Source organism: Thalassolituus hydrocarboniclasticus (assembly GCF_025345565.1).
In the GTDB taxonomy this organism is placed as follows: domain Bacteria; phylum Pseudomonadota; class Gammaproteobacteria; order Pseudomonadales; family Oceanobacteraceae; genus Venatoribacter; species Venatoribacter hydrocarboniclasticus.
Genome location: NZ_CP054475.1, coordinates 555,456 through 567,500, shown reverse-complemented (window position 1 = coordinate 567,500; position 12,045 = coordinate 555,456). Strand labels below are relative to the sequence as shown.

11 protein-coding genes are annotated in these 12,045 nt (G+C 51.0%); 6 read left to right on the top strand and 5 right to left on the bottom strand.

Going from position 1 to position 12,045, the window contains the following annotated elements; genetic code table 11:
• Positions 1–14 precede the first annotated feature (14 nt).
• Both pssA and ilvY read right to left on the bottom strand, forming a co-directional pair.
• Complete coding sequence (gene pssA, locus HUF19_RS02390) at positions 15–818, bottom strand: CDP-diacylglycerol--serine O-phosphatidyltransferase (RefSeq protein ID WP_436317735.1); 804 nt, start codon at positions 816–818, stop codon at positions 15–17.
• 35 nt (positions 819–853) lie between these two features.
• Positions 854–1,729, bottom strand: a complete 876-nt coding sequence (gene ilvY, locus HUF19_RS02385) for an HTH-type transcriptional activator IlvY (RefSeq protein WP_260998330.1) — start codon at positions 1,727–1,729, stop codon at positions 854–856.
• A gap of 142 nt (positions 1,730–1,871) precedes the next feature.
• Between ilvY and ilvC the strand changes: the two genes are divergently transcribed.
• Complete coding sequence (gene ilvC, locus HUF19_RS02380) at positions 1,872–3,359, top strand: ketol-acid reductoisomerase (RefSeq protein WP_260998329.1); 1,488 nt, start codon at positions 1,872–1,874, stop codon at positions 3,357–3,359.
• Between the two features lie 83 nt (positions 3,360–3,442).
• On the opposite strand, the gene HUF19_RS02375 is transcribed toward ilvC, so the two are convergent.
• The 3 genes from HUF19_RS02375 to HUF19_RS02365 all read right to left on the bottom strand — a co-directional run bounded on the left by HUF19_RS02375 (position 3,443) and on the right by HUF19_RS02365 (position 5,690).
• Positions 3,443–4,177 carry a fibro-slime domain-containing protein gene (locus HUF19_RS02375; RefSeq protein WP_260998328.1) on the bottom strand — a complete coding sequence of 245 codons (735 nt, stop codon included), beginning with the start codon at positions 4,175–4,177 and terminating at the stop codon, positions 3,443–3,445.
• An 86-nt stretch (positions 4,178–4,263) separates the two neighbouring features.
• Positions 4,264–4,929: an outer membrane beta-barrel domain-containing protein gene (locus HUF19_RS02370; RefSeq protein ID WP_260998327.1), complete on the bottom strand. Its 666-nt coding sequence runs from the start codon at positions 4,927–4,929 to the stop codon at positions 4,264–4,266.
• Positions 4,899–5,690 carry an SH3 domain-containing protein gene (locus HUF19_RS02365; protein ID WP_260998326.1) on the bottom strand — a complete coding sequence of 264 codons (792 nt, stop codon included), beginning with the start codon at positions 5,688–5,690 and terminating at the stop codon, positions 4,899–4,901. Before HUF19_RS02365 ends, HUF19_RS02370 begins: the two co-directional genes overlap by 31 nt.
• 256 nt (positions 5,691–5,946) lie before the next feature.
• Between HUF19_RS02365 and HUF19_RS02360 the strand changes: the two genes are divergently transcribed.
• The 5 genes from HUF19_RS02360 to HUF19_RS02340 are packed head-to-tail and all read left to right on the top strand — an operon-like array spanning position 5,947 to position 12,044.
• Complete coding sequence (locus HUF19_RS02360; RefSeq protein WP_260998325.1) at positions 5,947–6,519, top strand: AraC family transcriptional regulator; 573 nt, start codon at positions 5,947–5,949, stop codon at positions 6,517–6,519.
• Positions 6,520–6,524: 5 nt separating this feature from the next.
• On the top strand, positions 6,525–8,210 hold the full coding sequence (locus HUF19_RS02355; RefSeq protein WP_260998324.1) for a tetratricopeptide repeat protein: 1,686 nt from the start codon (positions 6,525–6,527) through the stop codon (positions 8,208–8,210).
• Positions 8,207–11,044 (top strand): tetratricopeptide repeat protein, encoded by a 2,838-nt coding sequence (locus HUF19_RS02350; protein ID WP_260998323.1) that lies wholly within the window; start codon positions 8,207–8,209, stop codon positions 11,042–11,044. The genes HUF19_RS02355 and HUF19_RS02350 overlap by 4 nt, the downstream gene beginning before the upstream one ends.
• Complete coding sequence (locus tag HUF19_RS02345; protein WP_260998322.1) at positions 11,031–11,759, top strand: tetratricopeptide repeat protein; 729 nt, start codon at positions 11,031–11,033, stop codon at positions 11,757–11,759. Before HUF19_RS02350 ends, HUF19_RS02345 begins: the two co-directional genes overlap by 14 nt.
• Positions 11,760–12,044 (top strand): hypothetical protein, encoded by a 285-nt coding sequence (locus HUF19_RS02340; protein ID WP_260998321.1) that lies wholly within the window; start codon positions 11,760–11,762, stop codon positions 12,042–12,044.
• The last annotated feature ends 1 nt before the right edge of the window (position 12,045 follow it).

The following is a 12,045-nucleotide window of genomic DNA, read 5'->3' as shown; positions in this document are numbered from 1 at the left end:
ATTGAGCTAAGAATTCAACCTTTGGCTCTTTTTTCACGCAAACGCAGCCAGGCTTCATACACCGGACCCGACAGTGCGTAGATCATAAACACGCCCAGCAGTACCTTGGCCGGATCAATGGAGACCACGACAAACACGAAGACTACGGCCAGCATGGCAACAAAAGGCACCTTGCCGCGCAGATCCAGACCTTTAAAGCTGTGGTAGCGGAAGTTACTGACCATCAGCAAACCCGCAGCCGGCACGACAACGGCCATCAGCCAGGCGATTTCCGCACCCGGTGTTCCGGTTTCACTGAACACCCATACGGTACCAGCCACAATAGCTGCCGCCGCCGGGCTGGCCAGACCGGTAAAGAAGTTCTTATCGGCCACCGCCAGCTGGGTATTGAAACGTGCCAGACGCAATGCCGCACCGGCGACATAAATAAAAGCACCAACCCAGCCAATCTTACCCAGATCCTGCAGTGCCCAGCTGAACGCAACCAGCGCTGGCGCCACACCAAAGGACACCATATCCGCCAGACTGTCGTACTCAGCACCAAAGTCACTCTGAGTATTGGTCAGGCGGGCAACACGTCCGTCCAGACCATCGAGGATCATGGCAATAAAGATCGCGATCGCCGCGTTTTCGAAATGGCCGTTCATACTGGCCACTACCGCATAAAAGCCGGAGAACAAGGCACCGGTAGTGAACAGGTTCGGCAACAGGTAAATGCCTTTGCGTCCCGGCCACTTGGCAGACTTACGTCCGTTCTCGTCTTCGTTATCCATCAGGGGTACAACCTTGTTGTCATCATTCATTTGTTGCAGGCTCATAAACACACCTCAGTAGAACCGCTCATTATGAGGCATTAAATGGCGGCTGTCTTCCATAACGCCTGCAACAGGGGTTCCTGCAAACGCTGACTCTGGGCACACAGACCGATGGCAAAGGGTTCAAGTTCCGGCTGCACATTTAAAACCCGCACCCGGCCAGCCATCGGGCTGTTGCGCAACACCAGTTCCGGCACCACACCAACACCTACACCCAGCGCCACCATACTGACGATCGCCTCGTTACCCGTTACCTGTGCATAGATATGCGGGGCGATATTGCGTGCGGCGAACCAGCGGTTCACGCGGGTACGCGCCAGACCGGATTCGGACAACACCATCGGCACCTGCGCCCAATCGATCTCCGTCTGATTCAGCGGCAGCACCGCTCCCGGTGCGCGCGGCGCTATAAAAAGAAGCGGTGATGCCGCCATCGCTTTAAATGTCAGCCCAGCAGCCAGCTGTTCCGGACGTGCAGCAATCACCACATCCGCCTCGCCGGACTCGACCCGGGGAATGGATTCCGCCGCATCGCCGGTATGAATGCGCAGATCCACCTGCGGATATTTTTCACGAAAGCGCGACAATAAGTCCGCCAGAAAGCTGTAGCTGGCGGTAACGGAGCAATACAGTGTCAGCCGGCCACTCAGATCACTGACCTGAGTTCCCACCGCACTGCGCAACTGCTCCCAGCTGAGCAGGGTCTGCTCAGCATGCTGACGGAACAGCTCACCCGCCGGCGTCAGCTGCAGGGGCGAGCTGTCACGGCTGAACAATTGTGCCCCGGCTTCTTCCTCCATCCGCGCCAGACGGCGACTCAGTGTCGACGCACTCATATGTAATTGCTGGCTGGCTTTACCCAGATGCTGCAGCGAGCTGAGACTGAGGAACACCTGCAAGTCCTTGTAATCCATCGTATTTCCTTAGCCGAAATAAGGTTGTTGCATAAAATGCAACGAGATGGCGCAAATATAGCATTTTACGCAACAGTCATCTTCCCCTACTATTCGCCGCAACGTTTTTAAATCCACATAACCTCAATTTAAGGAGCCAGAGATGAGTGCTAACTACTTCAATACTCTGAACCTGCGTCAACAGCTGGATCAGCTGGGTCGCTGCCGTTTTATGGACCGTTCTGAATTCGCTTCCGAAGCCGAATTCCTGAAAGGTAAGAAAGTTGTGATCGTTGGTTGTGGTGCTCAGGGCCTGAACCAGGGTCTGAACATGCGCGATTCCGGTCTGGACGTGTCTTACACCCTGCGTGCTGAAGCCATCGCTGAGAAGCGTCAGTCCTGGAAAAACGCGACTGACAACGGTTTCGTTGTTGGTACTTACGAAGAACTGGTGCCACAGGCTGACCTGCTGATCAACCTGACGCCAGACAAGCAGCACACTGCTGTTGTTTCTGCTGTTATGCCGCTGATGAAAGAAGGCGCCTGTCTGGGTTACTCCCACGGCTTCAACATTGTTGAAGAAGGCATGCAGATCCGTCCTGACCTGACCGTTGTGATGGTTGCTCCTAAGTGCCCGGGTTCTGAAGTACGTGAAGAGTACAAGCGTGGCTTCGGTGTTCCGACCCTGATCGCTGTTCACCCTGAAAACGATCCTAAAGGCGAAGGCTGGGACATCGCTAAAGCATGGGCTGCCGGTACTGGCGGTCACCGCGCTGGCTGTCTGGAATCTTCTTTCGTTGCTGAAGTTAAGTCTGACCTGATGGGCGAGCAGACCATTCTGTGCGGCATGCTGCAGACCGGTGCGATCCTGGGCTTCGAGAAAATGGTTGAAGACGGTATCGACGAAGGCTACGCAGCCAAGCTGATCCAGTACGGTTGGGAAACTGTAACTGAAGCGCTGAAGTACGGTGGCATCACCAACATGATGGACCGCCTGTCTAACCCAGCGAAAATCGTTGCGTTCGATATGGCTGAAGAACTGAAAGAACTGATGCGTCCTCTGTTCCGCAAGCATCAGGACGACATCATGACCGGCGAATTCTCACGCACCATGATGGCTGACTGGGCCAACAACGATAAAAACCTGCTGACCTGGCGTGAAGAAACGGCAGAAACCGGCTTCGAAAAAGCACCGGCTTCTGACGTTGAAATCAACGAACAGGAATACTTCGACCACGGCATCCTGCTGGTTGCCATGATCAAAGCCGGCGTTGAACTGGCGTTCGAAACCATGGTTGAGAGCGGCATCGTTGAAGAATCTGCATACTACGAGTCTCTGCACGAAACTCCGCTGATCGCCAACACCATCGCGCGTCGTAAGCTGTACGAAATGAACGTGGTTATTTCCGATACTGCTGAGTACGGTAACTACCTGTTCTCTCACGCTGCGGTACCTCTGCTGCGCGAGAAGTTCATGCCACATATCAGCACCGACGTTATCGGTAAAGGTCTGAAGCTGAAGTCTAACTCTGTAGACAACAAGCGCCTGATCGAAGTGAACGAAAACATCCGCAACCACCCGGTTGAGTGGATTGGTCAGGAACTGCGTGGCTACATGACTGACATGAAGCGCATCGTTGAAGCCAACTGATTCTGGCTTGAACCCGCAGTAATAAAAAACCCGGCAATTGCCGGGTTTTTTTATGGAAGATTCATCCGCTCATAATGTCTGTATTACAGGCATTCAAGCTCCAGCGTGGTCTGAAACTGAAAATGCGATTCAGAGGTATGACGCTCGGCAAAAAACAGATCAAAAGAGTAAGTATGGTAAGGCTCGATACCCAGCCGTTCCGCAACCTGATCCAGATCGAGGGTTTTCTCGATCATGCCATGAACACCACCGATATCCATCGCCAGCTTACCGTTGATAAACAGAAACAGGTCATCATCACCGCGGAAGGTAAACTGGCCGCCCGGTACATAATAAAACTTCAGGTGTGTTTCCAGCGTGAAGTGGTAGTTATGATAATTTCCCTGATTACCGAAGCCCTCACGGTCAATCGGGAAAAAACTGTGGTTGCTGTATTCCCAGAAGCCTGAAGCTATTTCACGAATCGTCAGGTTCTTGCTGATGGCCATATTCACGCCCGGCACATCACGATACCACTGGTCAAAATTGGCTTTGCCCGTTGTCGTTCTGCTGCGGCCTTCATGCGCATATACCGGACGACCATCGTCACCCAGATCTTCTTTTACAATGCCATAATCGACACCATCCATAGTTTCAAAATCCGGATGGCTGGTTTTAAAGTCGCGGATTAAAACCGGAATGGTACGCGTACCATTCTCTGAAGTTTTACACTCACAGGCTTCGCTATAGTCTGAGGGTGAAGCGGCAACACTGACATTGCTGAACATTAACGGTAAAACAGACAGCAAAACACCTGTTGCGAAATTCCGACTAGCCATAAAGCCTCCAACCTTAAAGTAACGCTTATATGGTAAACGGAATAGCAGCTACAAAATGCGACCTGCGTTTACAATCTGTTATGCAATTAAAAGAAAACTGTTAACCCGGTAGCAAATTCAATGTTATGAGTCTTTTTCTTAGTACCCAGAAGCTCGGTATCAAACATATGATCACGATAATCCAGGTTCCAGGTCAGCCAGTCAGAAAAAATAATGCGGTAACCCGTGCCAACCACCAGAGTAAATTGCTCATCTCCGGCGAAACGCGTATTGCCAACACCACCAACAAGGTAAAACGCAGAATTAAACGTTAAATTACGGGTAACAAAAGTCTCCCCCGGGAACAGGTTGTAGCCAACCAGCACATCGTAATAGCTGTATTCCCGCTCGGCATCGGTCAGAATATTGATGCCACTACCATTAATGGTTTCATAACTTGTACGCCCGGCTTCGCTGCGGCCATAGTTTGCCTGCAGGAAAAAATCTTCCGTTGCATGAAATGACGCTTTTACGCCATACAGCGGGTGAGTACCGAAATCTTCGATGCTGATCATGCCAAGGAAAAAACCAGCCTCAAACACTTCGTTGTCGATTTTTGCCTGATCATTTTTGCTTTGCTGAACATCCGGTTCAATAATTTTGATCGGATTAATAACGACGGTACCGTCATTACCTTCTTCCGCAGACAATGCCAATGGGCTGAGCAGCAATACTGCTGCTGTCAGAAGAAACTGCTGAAACCAATTCGCCATATCGCGTTACTCACTGTGTCATTGTCTGAAAATATCGTCAGGTTGCGGTATTCACCGCGCAATACGAAGTTGAAACCGATGTAGGCATTGACGCCAATGCCCAGACTGCGGAAATCGTCATTAACCGGTTTATTGCCGGGTAATTTTTCTTTCAGCTGCAACTCCTGACGACCGAACCCTGCTGACAGAAAAGGAGTGAAAGACCAGCGATCCGTTGGCTCGACGATCAGGCTGACGGAGCGCTGATAACCATCGACGGTTTCTGCAAATAACTGGCCGTACTCAGCCTCAATACCAAAATTACGACTCAGGCGGTAACCCGCCAGCAGGCTCACCTGCTCCGACCCTTCCTGCTGACCGACGGTAAAGCCAAGCCGCGCCTTGTGGCGTAAAAAATCACCATGACGGGTCTCCGGCAAGGCTACCGGCGTGCCGGTTTCCAGCAGGGTGCGCGCCAGACTTTCGCGCGTTACCCAACCGGTTTTGCCACGCCGGTCGGCGATCAGGTACCAGGTTGTACGGCGACTGACCACCGCAATATCTTCACCCTTTTCCACCACATAAATCACCGGGTAACCGCGTCCCGGACCGGTATGCAGCTCAAGATAGGGATCAATCACCTTCACCTTCAGGGCCTGATCAATATCTTCGCTGGAAACTTGCGGAGGTTGTTTTTCAGGCTGTGCCGCACTGCCCTGTCGTGCCAGAGCCGGAGAAGCCCCGAGACACAGACTCAGTACCAATATCAGGTATCGTTGCATGATGATGCCGTTATAACAGATTCGGCTGGCATCTTACGGAAAAGCACTGACAGGTGTCTGGCAGTGAATCACTTTCCGACTGTTAACCTGTTCACACTGTGACATCCGTTACAACAAAAGTGTGACGCACCACTCATTATCGGCAAAAAAAATTGGCGTAACCCTGTTTTTTGAACAGGTGCAGGTTTTTAAACTGAGAAGTGCAGATAATGCCCGACCGTCCAACGTCGGCGTAAAAGCGGCAGGAGTAACAGACGTGCGTTTTTGGGCATTTTTGTCATTATTTTTCAGTCTTTCCATATCTGCCCCTTTACTGGCGGCCGATGCCAGTATCGATTTTGGCCAGCAGAAATCAGAAGAAAAAGCCAACAAAGCGATGAGTGAAGTTCAGCGTTTATCCGGCAATATTCAGGCGTTGAAAACCCGCGTCATCATGCTGAACAAAGATCTGCGCGTCATGGAGGAAGCTCTTTTGTTTCCTACCAACACCCAGTTCACGGTTTTTGTTGCCGTCGAAGGTGGACAGTTTTTTACCCTTGAAAGTGTAAAACTGAAAATTGACGACAAAATGGTCTCCTCACACCTGTATTCAGCCAAACAGCGTGAAGCTCTGAATCGTGGCGGCGTACAAAAACTGTTTATGACCAACCTGTCTGAAGGCAAGCACGAAGTCACCGCCTTTTTTACCGGCATCGGCCCCAATGGCCGCGCCTATAAAAGAGCGGCCGAGCTGACACTGGAAAAAGGCAAAGCAAGTCAGTTTCTGGAGCTGACCATCACGGATGACAGCGCCCGCCAGGAACCTGTGTTTACCATTAATCAGTGGTAGTGCTTATGAAAATCTTCACGCGCTTTCTGCTGGCACTGGTTTTTGCCACACATCATGTATCGGCCGCACAGGTAAAAGACCTCGAGTACGGCGGTATTCTGTTTGATTATTACCAGCAGGATTACTTCTCAGCCCTGGTACAGTACGAATATGCCCACAGCCAGAATGCCCTGCAGCATCATGGTGACGAAGCCCGTCTGCTGAAAGGTGGTATGACCCTGTCTTACGGTATTGCCGCCCAGGCCGAAGAAATTTTCAGCCAGCTGCTCACCCCGGAAGTTGCAGCGGAACAACGTAACCGTGCCTGGTTTTATCTGGCCAAACTCTATTACCAGAAAGCCGATACCGCACGGGCGGCGCACGCCCTGATGCAGATTAGCGGCCACATACCGGCTGAAATTGCCAGTGAGTACAACTATCTGGCAACCCTGATTAATATCCGCAATCGTCAGACTGATGCCGCAAACAGTGGTATTAATCAGTTGTCAGACAACATCCGTTTTCAACCTTACCTTATTTACAACCTGGCCATCAGCCAGCTGAAAAGCGGCAAAACCAAAGAAGCCATGGCCAGCCTGAATCGCGTGATGAGCACCGCTGCGTTACATAAAAGCGAAGAGCTGGCCGTGCTCGCCGACCGGGCACGACACGCACTGGCGCAACTGGAAATGACCGAAGGCAATCTGCTGGCAGCCTGGAATTATCTGCAGGGTGTGCGTACTACCGGCCTGTATTCCAACCGGGCACTGTTAACCTATGCCTGGGCTGCGATCAAATTAAAGCGCTATGGCGACGCGGTACCTGCGCTGAATCTGTTAAACCAGCGTTCGATCACCATTCCTGAAACCCAGGAAGCCAAAGTACTGCTGGCCCATGTCTATGAAACTCAGGGAGCCAAACGCAGCGCTCTGAAACAATACCTGCTGGCCGAAAAAGCCTTTAAAGATGGCCTCAATACTATTGAAATGGCACGCAAGGTTATCGCTTCACAGGAAATTCCTCAGGAATTCGTTATTAACCTCGAAGCTATGCTGGACGAGTCTGACTGGTATGGTATGCAACCCAGTGTCGACTACACCAAACTGACGCCCTTTCTTACCGAACTGATGGCATCGAACAATTTTTATTCAGTTATTAAAGAATTACGCGACCTGTATGGCATTCGCCGCAACCTGCAGTTCTGGCAAATGCAGATTCACGAGCACGAACTTATTATCCGTATCCGTCGCGATCAGACCGGAATGGAGCAGTTAATGACCGCCACCAACGAAGCTCAGGAAAAATTTCGCTTCTATAAAGATGGTTTAATGGAACAGAAACTGACCACCCTGACGCTGTCCGAACGTGACCAGGAGCGTTTTACCAGCCTCTGGGCCAATACGCAGAAAGATCTGGAAATGGTTGGCGATAAAATGGATCAGGTTGCTGCCATCAAAGAGCCTTACAAACTCAGCTATCAGCTGGAAGCTCGCAGCCGCGAGCTGGCCACTCAAGTCAGTAAAGAATTAGCCAATACCAATAACCTGATCCGCTCGCTGGAAAAAGTAATGCGTGGCGTTATTACCGCCGAGCTGGACAAGCACGAAGAGCGGATCCGGTACTACTGGGCGCAGGCGCGCCTGGGTAAAGCCCGGCTTTACGATAAAGCCCTTAACAACATTGAAGATTCCAGCAGCGGAGCACAGCAATGAAACACCTTAACCACATAGGCTTGCTTATGGGTTTGCCAATATTGTTGAGCGGATGCAGTCTGTTTGGCGGCAGCGACACAATCGGCAGCTTAAAGAGTCAGGAAACCGAAGAAAGTAATCTCGATTTTTCTGATATGAATCACCACCAGGTGCGTGAGGAATATCAGGAACTGCTGGAACTGGTTGATGACAAATTCCTGAAAGAGCAGATCGAACGCCGTATCGCCGGGGTTTCCATGGCGGAAGGTGATCACCTGCAAACCAGCCCGGACAATAAACCGAGCAGAGGCTACTACCGCGACGCCATTAATTCTTATATCGACATTCTGGAAAAATATCCGAACTCTCCGGATAACGCCGAAGTGCTCTATCAGCTGTCAAAAGCCTATGAGATGGAAGGCGAACCGAAAAATGCCGAAGCTATGCTCAAGCGTCTGGTAGCCCTGCACCCGGATTATTCCGGTATTGCCGAAGCACACTTCCGTTTAGGCGACATCAATTTCAATAATGAAAAATACAAACAGGCCGAATTCCATTACCGCACCGTAACGGAAGCCAATGCCCCATCACTGCAGCTCAATGCTCATTACATGCTGGGCTGGGCTTTGTATAAACGCGGACTGTTTGATGATGCCCTGGAATCTTTTGCTTATGTTCTTTCCGTTGTCCTTGACGAGCAAAGCAGCCAGACCCTGAGCAACGCCGAAAAGCCATTGGTTGATGACACCCTGCACTCCATCAGTCTGACACTGGTCAATCTCGGTGGCGCCGAGAAAATCAGCGACGTTAAAGGCCTGCGTAACAAAGCCTATATCTGGCAGGTGTATGAAAATCTGGGGGCCTATTACCTCGAGAAAAACCGCTACGCCGACAGTGCAGCGACTTACCAGTATTTTATCGAACGCTATCCACTGGATATCCGTACTCCGGGCATGCACAGCAAGCTGATTGCTGCCTATATAAAAGGCGCCTTTGCCAAAGATGTACTGCAGGCTAAACAGGCCTATGTCGCCCAGTACGGAATGCAATCGGCTTACTGGGCGCAGGCCAGCGAACCCCTGCGGACTGAAATCAGCAGCAACCTGAAACCTTATCTGACTGAACTGGCAGCGCATTTTCACGCCCAGGCTCAGGCACAGGCCAAACTGGCTGGCGAAAAAGACGCCGCCAAAATTAAAGGTGCCGATGAGCTTAATGAAAAATCAGCGGCATCCTATGCCAGTGCAACCCAATATTACGGTGAATACCTGAGCAGCTTTCCACAAAGCAGCGACCTGGCAAAACAGCGTTACCTGAAAGCAGAAGCACATTTCGAGGCGAAGCAGTACGAGCAGGCGGCTGCCGACTACGAAATTGTCAGCTACCAGTATCAGGATAAAGAATTCGGCAACCGCTCCGGCTACGCCGCTATCCTCGCCTATCAGAACCGTATTGCTGAGCTGGAACAGAATCCAAAAGAAAAATCCCACGCACAGGAAAACGCCGTTGCCAGTATGCTGCGCTTTACCGAGCGCTACGACAGCGATAAGCGATCGCCTGCGGTACTGACTAACGCTGCCGAATATTTATTCAGCCTGAACCGTTATCCACAAGCGATTGACGTCGCCAGCAAGCTGATCAGCGGCAATAAAGCGCTGGATAAAAATCTGAAGCAAACCGCGTACGGTATTATTGCGCACTCCTATTACCAGCAGAAAAATTATCTGGAAGCGGAAAAGAACTACGACAACCAGCGTCAGCTGTTGGGTAAACAACACCCGCAATATGTCGCGGTCAGCGAGCGTATGGCCACCGCCGTGTATAAAAAAGCCGAAGGTATGATGGCCGCCGGACAAAAACTGGCAGCCGCCGAACAGCAGTTGCGCATCAAAACCATTGCACCAGACAGCAAAGTCCGTGTCATTGCCCAATACGATGCAGCCGTAACCTTACTTGCAGAAAAACAATGGCAACCGGCCATCACTGAACTTAAAGAGTTGCGCGCACTCTATCCACAGCACGAACTTGCAGCCGAGTTTCCACGTAAACTGGCTTACGGTTATGAGCAGGATGGTCAGCTGCTGCAGGCAGCGAAAACTTACGATTACCTCTATGCCAATGACAAAAGTGCCGACGTAAAACGTGATGCCCTGTTTGCCGCCGCCGGCCTTTACGAAAAACTGGGCAAGCTGGATACCGCGCTTGAGTATTACAAAACCTGGGCACGTAATTACGAACAACCATTCGATAATCGTATGGAAGCGCGTTATCACATTGCCCTGATTTACGGCCAGCAAAAAGATGAGAGACGCAAACTGTACTGGTTACGCCGCATAATTCAGGGTGATGCCAGCGGTGGTGATCAGCGTACGGACCGTTCGCGCTGGCTTGCAGCCTGGGCTAATACCGAATACGGCGATTACTTTGCCGGTGAGTTTAATAAGCGTCGTCTGGCGGCCAATCTTGAGCGTAATTTACCGTTGAAAAACCAGAGCCTGCAGGATGCCGTCAGCCGTTATCAGCAGGCTGCCGAATATGGCCTGCTGGAGTTTACGACCCAGGGCAGCTTTAAAATCGCCCGCCTGTACCAGCAAATGGCTAATGAACTGCAGACCCTGCCGGTTCCGGAAGGCATGTCGGAGCAGGATGCTGCAATGTTCCGTGAGCTGATTGCACAGCAGGCTACTCCGATGCTGGAACTGGCGTTATCGGTATACACCAGTAACGTCGAACAGGGCTGGAAAGGTCACTTCAACCAATGGATTGATGACAGCTTCAAAGCGCTGGCGCTGCTTTCTCCTGCACGCTTTAACAAAACTGAAGAACAAAAGAGGTATGGCGATGAAATTCGTTAAACCCATGTTGATTCTGGCACTGCTCAGCGGTTGTGCAGCACAACAGACGCAGATAAAAACAGAACCGCAAACCCTGACACAAACAGTGCAGTATCTGCCAAAACAGGGATACGACGAGAAAGGGCAGAAAATTCCCTATGTGCCGGCAGAAAACCCTTACCTGAAGCAAACCGGCACTATCAGCAAAGGTTCTGTACTGCTGTTTATTGAAGCGAAAAAAGCACTGGCCGCGGATGACGAAAAAACCGCCGTGCAAAAGCTGAAAGTAATCGTCGAAAAAGATCCGTCGCTGGCCGGGCCGCTGGTGATGCTGGGCGATATCAGTATGACCAATGATCGTCCGGCGGAAGCCGAGGCTTATTATCAGCAGGCTCTGGGCATTAATGCACAGAATGTGAACGCCTGGCTCGGACTGGGTGAGGCTCAGCGTCATCAGGGTAAATTTATTGTGGCACAAAATACTTATGCCAAAGCCCTGCAACAATGGCCTGACTTTCCTGAAGCACATCTGAATCTGGCCGTACTTTATGACCTGTATCTCAACATTCCGCAGCAGGCACAGGCACACTATGAAGCCTACCTGTTTCTGACCAATAAAAAGACGCATGCGGCGTCCGACTGGTATGAGGAAGTACAGAGCCGTACCGGAATCAGCACAAGCTTTATCGATGCAGGTCCGGCAAACACAGGTAACGGCAAACTGGCGGCGGAATAAATGATGAAATACCTGCTGATCGTAAGCTTATTCAGTCTGCCGGTTATCGCCGAGGAAGCAATCAAACTGGAAAGTAAGATTGTCGGTGATAAAGAGCAGCCTTCTGTCAGTTACTTTGTGCCCTGGCAGGAAGCCAGTGGCGTCGACCGGCTTTACCAGAATGTGGAAGACCGGTACGACAACAGTCTGGAAGCGATTGATCGTGACGTTATGCTGCGTTCAATGCGTATCTATGACGAAATGAATCTTGAAAATAACCCAAGTTTAAATTCTGAGGCTAACTAAA